Here is a 14,307-nt window from a genome sequence, read left to right on the forward strand (position 1 = left end):
GCACCAGGTGGTGCCGGACGGCGTCGGTGGCCACACCGGACCGCCGCGCCAGGCGCTCGGCGGCCGGATGGTTGCCGAGCGCGACGGCGTGCAGCACGTGCAACCCGGTCCCGGCCCAGCCCCACACCGGGTCCGGCTCGGTGCCGAGCACCTCCAGCACCGAGGTCGCCACCCCGATCGCACGACGCAGGGGGTCGACGACCAGCTCGACGGACCCGGTGCCCCCGCCGAGGTCACGGATGCACACGACACCGGCCGGCACGTAGTGGTCGTCGTGCGCGACGTCGTGGCGGTGCAGGCAGGTGTCGATCTCGATGACGGTGTCCACCGGGCGGCGGAGGTCCGGCGGTGGTGGGCCGAAGCCCATCTCGGCGTCGAACCGGGCCGCCCGCGCGAGCAGCTCGCGGGCCGCCACGGTCAGGTCCGGCACCTCCCGCAGCCGGACCAGGCCGGGCGGGCCCGCGGTGGTCGTCACGCGCCCGGCTCGGCCGTGACCAGGCGGTTCAGCTCCCGCCGGAACAGATGGTTACCCAGCTCGTTGCGGCCCAGCAGCATCGTCCCGGCGTCCTGGCTGCGCATCGCCGCCTGCGAACCCTCCAGGATCGGGAAGTCCTCGTCGTGGATGATCGAGATCATGATCTTCCAGTTCTTCGCCCAGAGCGCGTCCCAGCGCTCCTGATCCATCTCCAGCGCCTCGGTGGTGGGCGCCATGATCCGCATCTCCATCACCGAGCTCGCGGGGTCGTCGCCATAGGGCCGGAAGGTCAGGAGCTCGACGTGCGTCGCGTGCTTGAGCAGCATGCTGTTCGGCGCGAGGAAGCAGCTCTCGATCGTGTGCTTGGCGATGTCGGCCCCGGCCGGGTCCTCGTCGTCGACGAACCGGTCGATGCTCTTGCGTGCCGCGAGGAACCAGAAGTGCCTGCCGTAGTCCTCGAGCGCCAGCTTGTTGGTGTGCAGGACCTTGCCCGCCGTGTTCGGGTGGGCGTATTTGACGTGGTAGTTGTCGAGGAAGCCGTCCTGCATGATCTTCCAGTTGGTCGGCCGGTCGAACGACTGTGGAGTCACGCTCACCAGGTCCTCGATCCGGTACCCGGCGAGGATGGCGTCCATCTCCGGGCCGAGCCAGCTCTCGACGTCGATCCCGCGCTTCGCGTTGTCGATCATCCAGAGGAACCCGTGCCGTTCCTGCACGGGCAGCTCCACCAGACCGAACGCAGTCCGGTCGAAGTCGCCGAACGTGTCGTCGAGGGTGACGGTGCGCAGCTCACCACTCGGGTCGTAGGACCAGCGGTGATAGGGGCAGGAGAAGAGCCGGCACCGGCCGGACGCCTCGTCGACGAGCTGGGCCCCGCGGTGTCGGCACGCGTTCACGAACGCCTTGACGCCGCCGTCGCGCTGTCGGATGACGATGGCGTTGTTGCGGGGCAGCCTGCGGGTCAGGAACTCGTTGGGCCGCGCGATCTCCGAGCCGTGGCCGACGATGAACGGCACCTCGCCGAACACCCGATCGCGTTCGAGGGCGGCCAGCCCCGGGTCCCGGTACTCGGCTGCCTCGGACCGGGCGATCTCGTCGTGGCAGTCGGTACTGCCCTTCTCGACGTGTCGGAGCATGGTGCGGAACGCGCGGTCCTGCCGCCCGGTCACCGGGGTCTCGTCAATGCTCATGCGCTGGTCCTCTCGTCCGGGGCCCGGTTCACGCGGGCAGGGGGGTACGTGCGTGCCGACGGTGCGTGGCGGGGATGTCGGTGTGGCGGTCTCGGACGGCCGCCTTGTCGATCTTCATGCTCGGTGTCCGCGGAAGCGGCTCGTCGAGGAACACGACGTAGCGGGGCATCTTGTACGCGGCCAGGCGGGTCCGGCAGTGCTCCAGTACGGCCTGGTCGGAGAACGGTTCGGTCGCTCGCAGCAGCAGCGCCGGGGTCTCGCCGAACTCGTCGTCGGGCACGCCGATCACCGCCACCTCGACCACGCCCGGAAGCGCGAGCGCCGCGCGTTCCACCTCGGCGGCGTAGACGTTCATCCCGCCACTGATGATCATGTCCTTCAGGCGGCCGACGACACGCAGCGCACCGTGGTCGTCGACGACGCCCACATCGCCGGTCCGCAGCCACCCGTCGGCGAAGGCCTCCGCCGTGTGCTCCTCGTCCTGCCAGTAGCCGGCGGCGAGTCCGGGCCCCGAGATCCGGATCTCCCCGGGCTCGCCCGGCGGGAGTACGACGCCGTCGGGGTCGGTGACCACGACCCTGGTGAGGATGCCGCCCTCGCCGACGGACTCCGGGCTGCGCACGGACATCTCGACGGTCGGGAAGGTGACGTTCGACAGCGACTCGGTGAGGCCGTAGGCCTGTCGTAGCCCGACGCCCTTCGCAGCCCAGGCCTCGATCAGTTCGGTGGTGACCGGGTTCCCGCCGGTGAACGCCACGGTCAACGAGGACAGGTCGGCGTCGGCGAACTCCGGGAGCCGGGCCATCTGCTCGTAGAAGATGGTGGTGGCGGCGAAGGTGGTGATCTGCTCGTCCCTGATCAGACGCAGTGCGGTCGCTGCGTCCCACCGGGGGAGCAGTACCACGCTGCCACCGAGCACCAGGGGGCCGAGCAGGCCGTTGAGCAGCCCCGCGGCGAAGGAGAACGCACTGACGCCGAGTGCCCGCCCACGCAGCAGCTCCGGCGCCTGCAGTGCCCACTCGAAGAACGCACCGAGCAGGGCCTCGTGGGTGTACACGACCCCCTTCGGGCGTCCGGTCGACCCCGAGGTCGGCAGGATGCACGCCGGCTGCGTCGGGTCGCGGGGCAGGTCGGGCAAGACGGAACGTCCCGCAGCGGGGCGTTCCTGCATCGCCGCGAGGGAGCGGACCGCGGGGGTGTCGGCGTCGATGCCGTCCAGCGTCGGGCGGTGTCCGTCATCGGCGACGACCAACACCGGGTCGATCCGACGGAGGACCTCGGCCAGCTCGAACGCTCCCAGACGTTCGTTGAGCGGGCACAGCACTGCGCCCGCGCGCAGCACGCCGAGCGCGGCCACTGCCCAGTCGACGGAGAGCGGACCGAGTACCCCGACCCGGTCGCCGGGCCGGACCCCGGCCTCGACCAGCGCGGCGGCGGCGGCGTCCTGCGCCGCGGCGAGCTCGCGCCGGGTCAGGGAACGCGCCGGGTCCTGCAGCGCAGGCGAGTCGGGGCGACGCCTCGACCAGGCGCCCAGGGCATCGAGAACGGTGGTGTTGCGCATCGTCGAGCGTCCTCCGTCGTGAGGTGGTGGTGGGTGTGGGCCGTAGGCTCGGTCCGACAGGAGATGAGGTGGTGATGGGGCGCAGGCCGCTGATCACGCGTGACGGCGCCGCCCGCGCCGCGCTGGCGATCGTCGACGAGGGCGGGCCCGCAGCGCTCAGTCTCGAACGGCTCGCCGCGGCCCTGGGCGTCCGGGCGCCGTCGCTCTACAACCACTTCGCGGACAAGGCGGAGATCCTGGCGGAGGTCGCCCGGACCATCGTGCTGGACACCCCGCGCGTGCCGGATCCCGCCGCCGGGCAGTGGCGGGAGTGGCTCGTCGAGGAGTCGACGCTGTTCCGCCGTTCACTGCTGCGGCACCCGCGTGCCGTGCCGCTGGTGGTCGCGTACTTTCCGCAGCCGCTGCTCGTGCGGCTCTACCGGCGGTACTCCCTCCTACTGGAGGGGCAGGGCGTCCCGGAGCGCGTGCATCTGTTCCTCCTCGAAGCTGCGCATCGGATGACGATCGGTTCGGCGATCAGTACGGCGAACGGGCGCGCCGCGCTGCAGGGACTCGGTCCCGACGACCTGGTGCCCGCCTCGGATGACGAGGACGAACGACGCTTCGTCGAGATGATGCGGACCTTCTTGCGCGGGGTGGATCTCCCCGGCTGAGCCCCGCGTGTCCGGGTACCGGTTCGTGTCCGTTCCCGTGCGACCACAATAAGCTAACCACGTTAGTAAAAGCAGGTCAAGGCGTTCTTCTGCGTCACCGAGGAGTGACAGCGGCAGGAGCGGGGCGCTGGGTTGAGTGGCGTCGGGCGATCGACCCGCTGCTCCGCTGCCGGTGACCGCGCATGGGGGCCGACTGAAGCTCGCCGAGGACGGACCGCTCGATCAGCTTCGTCGCTCCGCCGTGCCCTGCGTCGAACGGGCCGGATTCGCCGGTGATGCCCTCAGTGGCCTCGGCCGTCGTGCGCGGCACGGGTCGCACCCCGGCCGAGGTGGGCGTGCTCGCCCTGGAGGCTGAACAGCGCGAGCGTCTCGGCGGGCCGGTCGTCGGCGCTGCCGATCCAGTGCGGTGTGCCGGTGTCGAACTCGACCACCTCGCCGGGGTCGAGGAGGTGCTCGGTGTCGTCGAGGACCAGGCGCACCCGGCCGTCGAGGACGTAGAACCACTCGTAGCCCTCGTGGGTCTGCAGGGCGGTCGTCGGCGACGCGGCGGCCGGTGGGTAGATCACCTTGAAGGCCTGGACCCCGCCGCCGCGACGGGTCAGCGGGACGAACACCAGCCCGCGGTGGCGCACCGGGCGCAGATGGATGCGGGGGTCACCGGTCGGTGGCGCCTGTACGAGGTCGTCGAGCGGGACCCCGTGCGCCCGGGCGAGGGGCAACAGCTGCTCCAGCGTCGGCCGGAGCTTCCCGGTCTCCAGCCGGGACAGGGTGCTCGCGGTCAGCGAGGTCTCCGCCGCGAGCTGGTCGAGGGTGGCGCCGCGGCGACGGCGCAGGTCCCGCAACCGCGGGCCCACTCCGGCGAGCACGTCGTGTCCGGTGTCGTCCATTCCGCCAGATTGCCGATCGGCAAGAATTCTTGCAAGCAGGGACGGCGGGTGTCGATGCTGCGGAGGTGAACCTTCTCCGACCGGCCCACCGCGCCGTGGCCGCCGCCCTCACCGTGCTGGCCCTGACGGCCGGGTGCGGGACCGATGCCGCTCCGGGCGCCGGCCCGGCACCGGTCCCGCCCGGCGCGATCGGGTTCGACGCAGCCACCCGGGACGACCCCGGGTTCGACGGTGCGTTCCGGCACGGGTTCGCCGACGTCGACGGGGTGCGGATGCACTACGTCGCCGGCGGGACCGGCCCGCCCGTGGTGCTCCTGCACGGATGGCCGCAGTCCTGGTACGCGTGGTGGCCGATCATGCCCGCCCTCGCCGAGCACTACACCGTCTACGCGGTCGACCTGCCGGGCCTGGGGGACAGCGAGGGCGTCCCCACCGGCTACGACAAGGCCACCCTCGCCCGGTACGTGCACGGACTGGTCGCGGAGCACCTGGGTCTGCGCGAGGTCCGCATCGTCGGGCACGACCTGGGAGCCGGGGTCGGGTTCCGGTACGCGGCCCAGTACCCGGACGAGGTCCTGCGCTACGCCCATCTCGACTACCCGCTGCCGGGTCCCGCGCTCAGCGCCGCCCGGTACGCCACGTTCAGCTGGCACATCGCGTTCCACACGAAGCGGGTCGTGCCCGAGACCGTCGTCGCCGACGACGTGCGCGAGTACCTGAGCCTGTTCTACGCCCAGGTCGCGCACGACGGGGAGAGCTTCGGCGGCAGCCGCACGACGCCGCCCTTCGACGAGCGGGAGATCGACGAGTTCACCCGGACCTACAGCCGGCCCCAGGTCCTGAGCGGCGGCTTCGAGCTCTACCGGGCGCTCGGCCGGGACGAGCGCGACAACACCGCGGCCGCACCCGTCCCGACGCCGACGATGCTGATGACCGCCCAGGGGCTGCTCGCCTCGACGCGTCCGTCCGTCGAGTCGCGCCTGCCGAACCTGGTCCGCGCGGTGGAGGTGCCCGGCAGCGGGCACTGGCTGCCCGAGGAGAACCCGGGGTTCGTGCTCGCCGAGCTGCTCACCTTCCTGCCGTGACGGCCCACCCCTCCTTCCCACCCGCACACCGACACCTCCCGGAGGAACCACCGATGGACCCCATGCCGACCGCGTCCGACCCCGAGACCTTCTGGGACGAGCTGTACCGCCGCCGCGGTGGGGGAGAGGTCCGCGCCAACCCCCTGCTCGCCGAGGTCGCCGGCCCGCTGGCACCGGGCACCGCCCTGGACCTCGGATGCGGTGCCGGGGGCGACACGATCTGGCTGGCCCGGCGCGGCTGGCACGTCACGGCGGTGGACATCTCCGCCGCCGCCGTGGACGGGCTCGCGCGTCGTGGTCGCGCCGACGGGCTCGCGGAGCGGATCCGCGCCGAGCGCCACGACCTCGCGACGACGTTCCCGGACGGGACGTTCGACCTGGTCTCCGCCCAGTACCTGCACACCCCGTTCACGCTGGACCGCGACGCGGTGCTGCGGACCGCCGCGCGCGCACTGCGCCCGGGCGGGGTGCTCCTCGTCGTCGACCACGGGTCCGTCGCCCCGTGGTCGTGGGACCAGGACCCGGACACCCGCCACCCCACCGCCGCCGAGATCGCCGCCGGGCTCGGCCTCGACCCCGACGGGTGGGCCGTCGAGCGCGCCGACGAGCCCCGGCGCCTCGCGACCGGCCCCGACGGCCGCACCGCCACGGTCGTCGACACCGTCCTGGTCCTGCGTCGCGCCGGCGCCGTCCCCTCCGACCGGAGCTGACCGTGCCCCGACACCACGACACCGGCCTCCCCCGCGACGTCGCGGACGAGAAGGGCGTCCTGACCGGGTTCCTGGGCCACCTCCGCGGCGCGGTCGTCGCCAAGGCCGCCGGCGTCCCGGACCCCGCCGCCCGCGAGCCCGGCGTCCCCTCGGGGACCAGCCTGCTCGGCCTGGTCTCGCACCTGACGCACGTCGAACGCCACTACTTCCTCGGCGAGGCCGTCCGCGACTGGCCCGCGACCTTCCGGCCGCGGGAGGAGGACACCGCCGAGGACGTCGTGGCCGCCTACCGGGAGGCCACCGCCCGGGCCGACGCCGTCATCGCCACCTGGACCGACCTGGACCGGGCGGCGCCGGTGCCCGCGGGACGGAGGTCGGCCCCGTCGAGACGGTGGCTGCTGGTGCACATGATCGAGGAGACCGGGCGCCACGCCGGGCACGCCGACATCCTCCGCGAACGCATCGACGGCCGCACCGGGCGCTGAGGAGTGAGCCTTCGCCGACCTGCTGGCAGAGTGACCCACCATGGCGAACGCTCTCACGGTCGCGATGCTGAACGAGGACAACTGGGCTTCGTTCGCCGAATTGGTCGAGGCGAACAACGGCGTCTGGGGCGGTTGCTGGTGCATGGGCTTCCACGTCAAGCTCGGTAGAGGCCGTAGCCCGCAGCAGAATCGAACCGAGAAGCGTGAGCTCGTGCGGTCGGGTGCCACTCACAACGCACTGGTTCTCGACGGCGACACGTGTCTGGGCTGGTGCCAGTTCGGCAGTCCGCATGAGCTCCCCGAGATCAAGAGCCGGCGGCGGTACGAGAAGGAGCTGACGCGGCTGCCCGACTGGCGCATCACCTGCTTCTTCACCGGGAAGGGGCTGCGGCAGCGGGGAGTCGCCGACATCGCGCTCGGCGGCGCGCTGGCCGAGATCGATCGCCTGGGCGGCGGGGTCGTGGAGGGGTATCCGGAGGAGACCGACGACCGAGCGGTCCCGGGTTCGTACCTGCACACCGGACCGATGGCTGTGTTCGAGCGGCGAGGGTTCACCCGCACCCGACCGATCTCCCCGCACCGCTGGGTGGTGACGCGCACCGTCGACGGGACGTCGCCGGCGCGCCCGCAACGAGCCACCCACAGCCGATGACGGCCGGACACGACGAACGCGACCCCTCACCCTGTTCCAGCAGGTGAGAGGCCGCGTTCTCTGTCAAGCGTTGACGTGCCCCCGGCAGGATTCGAACCTGCGCTCCCGCCTCCGGAGGGCGGTGCTCTATCCCCTGAGCTACGGGGGCCGTGCGATGGGAGAAAGATAGCGCATCGCACCCGGCCCGCCCGCGCGGGGGTGCCGATCATGCCCGTCGCCGGGCCCCGTTCACGCCCACCGCGTCACGAAGGCCAGGGCCGCGGCGTCGACCTCCTCCGGGTTCGAGGCGCTCAGGAAGTGCTGCCCGCCCTGCACGATCTCGAGCTCGGCGTGCCGGGCACCGGTGAAACGCCGGATGCCGTCCTCGGCGTTGGCGACGGAGTAGACCGTGTCGTCGGTCCCGTGCAGCCACAGCACCGGGCAGCGGACCTCGTCGAGCCTGCCGTGCAGGCCGTCGCGGTCCCGCAGGTTGACCGTGCAGACGCGCAGGCGGTGGCGGCCGTCGTCGCCGGTGTAGGTCTCGCGGTAGGTCCGCCGCCAGAACGCGCGGAAGTCGTCGCCGATCCCCTCGCCGAGCCCCGCGCCCAGGACGGCGTCGACGAACTCCTCCGGCACCACCCAGTCGTCGTCGACCGGGGCGGCCAGCGCGTCGACCGACGGCGTGCAGAACTCGATGCCGTCCCACCAGCCCCGCTCGCGGCTGGCCGGGCTCTCGAAGTCCATCGAGGTGCCGAGCGGGAGGATGCCCTGGATCCGGTCCGGGGCGAGCAGCGCCATCCGGGCGGCGACCCAGCCGCCCTGCGAGGTGCCGAGCACGAAGGCCCGGTCGACGCCGAGCGCGTCCATGGCCTGCAGGTTCGCCAGGGCGCTGTCCCAGTAGGTGAAGTGCGGGTAGGCAGACCTCGTCGCGCCGTGCCCGTAGGGCTCCAGGGCGAGCAGGTTCGCCGCGCCCGACAGCGCGGTGTCCTCGAACTGGGGGCGGTAGAGGTCGACGGTCGTGGTGAAGGAGTTGACCATGACGACGGTCGGCAGCGACGGGTCGTGCGGCCTGCCGGACCGGTACCCGATCCGGGATCCGCCCAGGTGGGGGACGTCGACGGTCGCGGTGCTGCTCACGGGGCCTCCTCGGCCGCGGATGGCCACGGGGTGGCGCCGGCGTCCGCGGCAGCTCCCATCAGAGCGCGCCGCGGTGCCGGTCGTCCAGCCCCGGCACCCGGGGCGGTCAGCCCAGGGGCAGCGGGGCCGCGCCGCGCTCGGCGAGCAGCCCGCGCATCAGGTCCGCCTCGGAGTTCTGCGAGAAGAGCATCTGCGACGCGAGGTTGCGGACCTCGCCGGTGTCGGCGTGGTCGCGGGCGTACTCCAGCATCGACACGCCGCCCAGGTGGTGGCGCAGCATCAGCTGGAGGAACTCGACGTCCAGCGCGGTGCCGGGCGGGGTGGCCCGCAGCCGGGCGAGGTCGGCGGTGCTCGCCATCCCCGGCATCGTCGCGACGCCGCCGGAGGTCCCGGACATGCCGGACATGCCGGCGTGTGCGGAGTCGTCCATCCAGGCCATGTGGCCGCCGCTGGGCAGGCTCGGCGCGTCCCACAGGCCGAGCCAGCCCTGCATCCGGCCGACCTGCTGGTTCTGGGTGGTCTCGATGTCGAACGCCAGCTGCCGCACCCGCGGGTCGGTGGCGCGGTCGCGTTCCCAGGACGCCATCTCGACGGCCTGGCGGTGGTGCACGGTCATGTCCTGGGCGAACCCGACGTCGACCGAGCCCGGCTCGGGCACGAACGGGCCGAACGCGCCGCGGACCGCGAACCCGGCGACGAGCACCGCGACCAGCGCGATCACGCCGAGCGCGATCGTGATCGGGTTCCGCCAGAGCGGGGTCTCGTCGGCCGGGGTCGTCATCGGGGCGTCACTGCCCGGGGGCGGGCGCGGGCGCCGGGGCCGGCTGACCGGGTGCGGGCTGCCCGGGGACGGCGGGGTCGGGCGCCGGGGCGCCGCCGGGGGTCGCGCCCTGGTTCTCGGGCAGGATCGTCTGCCCGTCGACGGTGGACTGCTCCGGGATCGGCTGGAAGGCCGGCGGGTTGTCCTGGTCGAAGCCCTGCGCACCGAGGGCGTCGCAGGAGGCGCCGACCTCGGGGTGGGTGAAGCGGTTGAGGCGCAGTGCGCGGACGAACTGGTCGATCCGCTCGTCGTCGGCGGTCTGGACCTTCAGCTGGTTGCCCCAGGACTGCAGCGAGATCGGCGCGTCGAGCCCCGGGTAGGGCGACATCACCGTGTACGGCTGGCCCTCGACCCGCTGGGCCAGCGCGGCCCGCCCGGCCTCGTCGAGGGTGTCGGGGTTGTAGGCGATCCACACGGCGCCGTGCTCCAGGGAGTGCACGAGGTTCTCCGAGCGGACCGGGTTCGGGTAGACCACGCCGTTGCAGGCGGCCCAGAAGCCGTCGTGCGCGCCGCCGAAGGGCGGGCTGTGGGTGTAGGCGACCCGCTGGAAGCCGAGCACGTGCTGCAGGCCCGGGTAGTCCTGGCTGACGATGCCGGGGATCGCGAGCGCCGGGTTGCGGTTGTCGTCGGAGGGCTCCCAGGCCCGGTTCTGGTTGCGCTGCACCAGCGGGTAGACGATGAACGCCCCCGCGAGCAGCACCAGCACGGTGATCGCGGCGACCATGCCCCAGGGGAACTGGCGCCGGCCGACCGAGCTCGGCATCGACGGTCGCTTCTTGCCGGACTTGCCGCTGGCCATGGGGGAGTCCTGTTCGTGGTCGGCGGGCGGGTTCGCCCGAGTCTAGGAAGACCCCGTCAGCGGCTCGCCCACCACCCGTAGGAGCGGTAGTCGGGGTAGGGCGCGAGCAGCGGCGCGACCGGGCGGGTGGTCACCGTGACGCGGTCACCGGTCACGAGCTCCCCGGGCACCGTGAACGACGCCTGCGCCCACGGCTGCGCGTCCGGCAGCGTCCACTCCCCGGCGGGGCGGCCGTCGACGTCGACGGCGACCACCCGGGTCCGCTCGCCGGGCAGCGCGGGCCCGGCACCGATCCGCCCGGTCAGGGTGACCGGCCGTCCGGGGACGGTGCCGCCGAGGGTGAAGGTCTCCCCGCCGACGACGTGCCGGCCGCTGTCGGCGACGAGCCGTCCCGGTGCGACGGCGGCCCGGTCCAGCACCGAGTCCGGCTGCACGCCGAGCACCGGCGGGTCGGTCGTCCAGCCGTGCGCGGCCTCGTCGGCGGTGTCCCCGACGTTCAGGTGGTCCACGATCCGGCCGGGCACGGGTGCGTCCGGTGCCTGCGCGGAGTCCGCGGCGGACCAGTCCGCACGCCAGATGCTCACCCGGTCGCAGCTGCGGTCGATCTGGCAGGTCTGCGGTGCGGACGCCGAGATGGGCCGGGCGGGCCCGGCGAGCCCGAAGGTGATGACCGGCTCGGTGCCGAGCAGCCCGGCGCGGCCGAGGTCGGCGACGGGGACCCCGCCCCACCGGTCGAACACCGCGAACCACCGCGGCCGCTCGTCCGGCGGCAGCGCGCGCAGGGCCTCGTAGAGCGTCCCGGGCCCGTTCAGCGACGGCGCCGCCATCCCGTTCGTGGTCAGGCCGACCAGGTCGACGGTGCGGTGACCGCCGAACCAGGCCGCGGCGCCGACGTCGTTGACGGCGACGGCCTCGCCCGGCGGCACGTTCCCGGCGATCCACTGCGCGACGCTCACCGGTCCCTCGCGCATCGCCGAGGCCTGCTGGCCCAGCCGTAGCGCCCAGGCGGGCGTCGCGGCGACGGTGAACAGCAGCACCGCCGCGAGCAGCCCGCCGCGCGCCGCCCGGTGCGGCACGAGACCGGCGCCCAGCACCACGAGCAGGAGCAGCAGCGGCAGGAACGGCTGCAGGTAGCGCAGGTCCTGCCACATCGCCGTCGTCAGGGTGGCGACGGCCGCCACCACCAGCACCAGCCCGCCGCCGAGCGCGACCGCGAGGGTCCGCTCCCGGCGCGCGGCGAGCGCGGCGACCCCCAGCACCGCGACGACGAGCGCGAGCGGCGCCAGCACGTCCTGCCCGGACAGCCCGGCCAGCGAGGCGAGCAGCGCCGCGACGTTGCGCTGCACGTGGTCGGCGATCTCCAGCGGCTGGTGCAGGAACCCCGTGTGCAGCCACGACTTCGCGAGCACCCCGTTGGCCTGGGAGGTCCCGGTGAGCACCCGGAACAGCAGCAGCTGCCCGGCGAACACCACCACCGGCAGCACGACGGGAACGCCCCGCCACCACGGCGCCGCGGCGGGGGAGGACCGGTGCCGGTACAGCGTCCACAGCATCGCGGCGACGAACGCGGCGGCGACCAGGAAGCCCTCGGGACGGGTGAGGGCCAGCAGCGCCGCGACCACCGGCGTCCACCGGAATCGGGGACGTTCGCGCAGGTAGGACAGCAGGGTGCCGGTGACCAGGGCCGCGAGCAGACCCACCTCCATGCCGCTGGCCCCGCCCCACAGCAGCGGCCCGCACAGCGCGGTGAGCAGCCCCGCCCACCACCCGGCCGCGTGGCCGCCCAGCCGGGTCGCGGCGGCCGAGGTGAACACCGCGGCGAGGGCGACGCCGACGACCCCGCCCGCGACGGCGACGGCGAGCAGCCACCGGCCGTCGAACCCGACCGTGTGCGCGGCGCCGAGCAGGACCATCCAGAGCAGGCTCGACGCGCCCGTCGTGATCTCCGCACCCGGCTGGTAGCGCAGCGGCTCGCCGTCGCCGAACTGCCGGGCGTACTGCAGGTGGATGTAGACGTCGTCGAGCGGCGGGACCAGGCTCCCGCGGTTGTAGGCCAGCGACACCGCGACGAACCCCGCCCCGAGCAGCAGCGCCACCGCCCCGGAGACGACGGGTGCGCGGGTACTCCGGTCGGTGGAGGGGGGCGTCACGCCCCGCATCGTCGCCGGTCGGGGTGCGGATACCTGCATGAGGGTGCCGGGGGTCCCTCCGTAGAATCCGGGTGGTGAATCCCGACGTGCTCGCCGACCTGGTCCGTGACGTCGCGCGGGACGTGCTGATCCGACGCGACCTGGACGTCTCCGCCCTGCCGGCCGATGCGGGGGTCGAGCGTCCCCGCAACCCCGACCACGGCGACTACGCGACCAACATCGCGCTGCGCACCGCCAAGAAGGCCGGCGTGAACCCGCGCGAGCTCGCCACCTGGCTGGCCGAGGAGCTGGCGACCCGCGACGGCGTCGCCAGCGCCGAGATCGCCGGGCCCGGGTTCATCAACCTGCGCCTGGCCGCCGAGGCCCAGGGCGCGATCGTCGGGGAGGTCCTCGCCGCGGGCACGGGCTACGGCACCGGCGACGAGCTGGCCGGGCGCAACGTCAACCTGGAGTTCGTCTCCGCCAACCCGACCGGCCCGCTGCACCTGGGCGGCACCCGGTGGGCCGCGGTCGGCGACGCGCTGGGCCGGGTGCTGTCCGCGCGCGGCGCGAAGGTCACCCGCGAGTACTACTTCAACGACGCCGGCGCCCAGATCGACCGGTTCGTCGGCTCCCTGGTCGCGGCCGCGAAGGGCGAGCCCGCCCCGGAGAACGGCTACGGCGGGGACTACATCGCCGAGATCGCCCAGCGCGTCGTCGCGGCCGAGCCCGGCGCGTTGGAGCTGCCCGACACCGAGCGCGACGAGGTCTTCCGCCGGGTCGGCGTCGGCTTCATGTTCACCGAGATCAAGCAGAAGCTGGGAGAGTTCCGCGTCGAGTTCGACGTGTGGTTCCACGAGCAGTCGCTGCACGACTCGGGCGCGGTGGAGAACGCCGTCGCCGCGCTGAAGGAGAAGGGCTCGCTCTACGAGGCCGACGGCGCCTGGTGGCTGCGCTCGACCGACCACGGCGACGACAAGGACCGCGTCGTCATCAAGTCCGACGGCCGCCCCGCCTACATCGCCGGCGACATCGCCTACCTGCGCGACAAGCGGGCCCGCGGGTTCGACCTGTGCATCTACATGCTCGGCGCGGACCACCACGGCTACGTCGCCCGGCTCAAGGCCGCCGCGGCCGCGTTCGGCGACGACCCGGCCGTCGTCGAGGTCCTGATCGGGCAGCTGGTCAACCTGGTCAAGGACGGCACCCCGGTCCGGATGAGCAAGCGCGCCGGCACCGTCGTGACGATGGACGACCTGGTCGGGGCCGTCGGCGTCGACGCCGCCCGGTACTCGCTCGTCCGCTCGTCGGTGGACTCCGGCCTGGACATCGACTTGGACCTGCTGGCCAGCCGGACCAGCGAGAACCCGGTGTTCTACGTCCAGTACGCGCACGCCCGGCTGTCCTCGCTGGCCCGCAACGCCGCGGACCTCGGCATCACCCCCGGCGAGGACTACGGCCTGCTGGACCACGCCCGCGAGGGCGACCTGATCCGCACCCTCGGCGAGTTCGGCGACATCCTGCGCACCGCGGCCGAGCTGCGCGAGCCGCACCGGGTCGCCCGCTACCTGGAGTCGCTCGCCGGCGCCTACCACAAGTTCTACGACTCCTGCCGCGTCCTGCCCCAGGGCGACGAGGAGGTCTCCGACCTGCACCGCGCGCGTCTCGCGCTCTGCGTCGCCGCCCGCACGGTGCTCGCCAACGGCCTGGCGCTGCTCGGCGTCGACGCCCCGGAACGGATGTGA

The 14,307-nt window shown here is 73.3% G+C and carries 13 protein-coding genes and 1 tRNA gene; 6 read left to right on the plus strand and 8 right to left on the minus strand.

What is annotated here, in order from left to right:
• Positions 1-471: 471 nt before the first annotated feature.
• Both KPL57_RS01230 and KPL57_RS01235 read right to left on the minus strand, forming a co-directional pair.
• Positions 472-1,665 carry an aromatic ring-hydroxylating dioxygenase subunit alpha gene (locus KPL57_RS01230; protein ID WP_226350054.1) on the minus strand — a complete coding sequence of 398 codons (1,194 nt, stop codon included), beginning with the start codon at positions 1,663-1,665 and terminating at the stop codon, positions 472-474.
• 28 nt (positions 1,666-1,693) lie between these two features.
• The gene (locus KPL57_RS01235; RefSeq protein ID WP_226350055.1) at positions 1,694-3,226 is read right to left on the minus strand and encodes a class I adenylate-forming enzyme family protein; all 1,533 of its coding nucleotides are present in this window, start codon (positions 3,224-3,226) and stop codon (positions 1,694-1,696) included.
• 74 nt (positions 3,227-3,300) lie between these two features.
• Between KPL57_RS01235 and KPL57_RS01240 the strand changes: the two genes are divergently transcribed.
• Positions 3,301-3,879: a TetR/AcrR family transcriptional regulator gene (locus KPL57_RS01240; protein ID WP_226350624.1), complete on the plus strand. Its 579-nt coding sequence runs from the start codon at positions 3,301-3,303 to the stop codon at positions 3,877-3,879.
• Positions 3,880-4,160: 281 nt separating this feature from the next.
• Here KPL57_RS01240 and KPL57_RS01245 read toward each other — a convergent pair whose 3' ends face one another.
• Positions 4,161-4,766 carry a helix-turn-helix domain-containing protein gene (locus KPL57_RS01245; protein ID WP_226350056.1) on the minus strand — a complete coding sequence of 202 codons (606 nt, stop codon included), beginning with the start codon at positions 4,764-4,766 and terminating at the stop codon, positions 4,161-4,163.
• 65 nt (positions 4,767-4,831) lie between these two features.
• On the opposite strand from KPL57_RS01245, the gene KPL57_RS01250 reads away from it, so the two are divergent.
• From KPL57_RS01250 to KPL57_RS01265, 4 genes are read left to right on the plus strand one after another with little or no spacing between them, the layout of a single operon-like run.
• Entirely contained in the window at positions 4,832-5,851 is a 1,020-nt protein-coding gene (locus KPL57_RS01250) for an alpha/beta fold hydrolase (protein ID WP_226350057.1), read from the plus strand.
• Positions 5,852-5,904: 53 nt separating this feature from the next.
• Positions 5,905-6,561 (plus strand): class I SAM-dependent methyltransferase, encoded by a 657-nt coding sequence (locus KPL57_RS01255; RefSeq protein WP_374203648.1) that lies wholly within the window; start codon positions 5,905-5,907, stop codon positions 6,559-6,561.
• 2 nt (positions 6,562-6,563) lie between these two features.
• A complete protein-coding gene (locus KPL57_RS01260) occupies positions 6,564-7,046 on the plus strand; it encodes a DinB family protein (protein ID WP_226350058.1) in 483 nt (160 codons plus the stop codon).
• Positions 7,047-7,086: 40 nt separating this feature from the next.
• The gene (locus KPL57_RS01265; protein ID WP_226350059.1) at positions 7,087-7,698 is read left to right on the plus strand and encodes a GNAT family N-acetyltransferase; all 612 of its coding nucleotides are present in this window, start codon (positions 7,087-7,089) and stop codon (positions 7,696-7,698) included.
• Between the two features lie 76 nt (positions 7,699-7,774).
• Here KPL57_RS01265 and KPL57_RS01270 read toward each other — a convergent pair.
• The 5 genes from KPL57_RS01270 to KPL57_RS01290 all read right to left on the minus strand — a co-directional run bounded on the left by KPL57_RS01270 (position 7,775) and on the right by KPL57_RS01290 (position 12,583).
• A tRNA-Arg gene (locus KPL57_RS01270) sits at positions 7,775-7,846 on the minus strand.
• A gap of 80 nt (positions 7,847-7,926) precedes the next feature.
• The gene (locus KPL57_RS01275) at positions 7,927-8,814 is read right to left on the minus strand and encodes an alpha/beta fold hydrolase (protein WP_226350060.1); all 888 of its coding nucleotides are present in this window, start codon (positions 8,812-8,814) and stop codon (positions 7,927-7,929) included.
• A 106-nt stretch (positions 8,815-8,920) separates the two neighbouring features.
• Positions 8,921-9,595 (minus strand): DUF305 domain-containing protein, encoded by a 675-nt coding sequence (locus KPL57_RS01280; protein WP_226350061.1) that lies wholly within the window; start codon positions 9,593-9,595, stop codon positions 8,921-8,923.
• A gap of 7 nt (positions 9,596-9,602) precedes the next feature.
• Positions 9,603-10,433 (minus strand): DUF3105 domain-containing protein, encoded by an 831-nt coding sequence (locus KPL57_RS01285; RefSeq protein WP_226350062.1) that lies wholly within the window; start codon positions 10,431-10,433, stop codon positions 9,603-9,605.
• Positions 10,434-10,489: 56 nt separating this feature from the next.
• Positions 10,490-12,583 carry a hypothetical protein gene (locus KPL57_RS01290; protein WP_226350063.1) on the minus strand — a complete coding sequence of 698 codons (2,094 nt, stop codon included), beginning with the start codon at positions 12,581-12,583 and terminating at the stop codon, positions 10,490-10,492.
• A gap of 74 nt (positions 12,584-12,657) precedes the next feature.
• Here KPL57_RS01290 and argS point away from each other — a divergent pair, with 74 nt between their 5' ends.
• Positions 12,658-14,307 (plus strand): arginine--tRNA ligase, encoded by a 1,650-nt coding sequence (gene argS, locus KPL57_RS01295; RefSeq protein ID WP_226350626.1) that lies wholly within the window; start codon positions 12,658-12,660, stop codon positions 14,305-14,307.

This window comes from Pseudonocardia sp. ICBG601 (assembly GCF_020496245.1).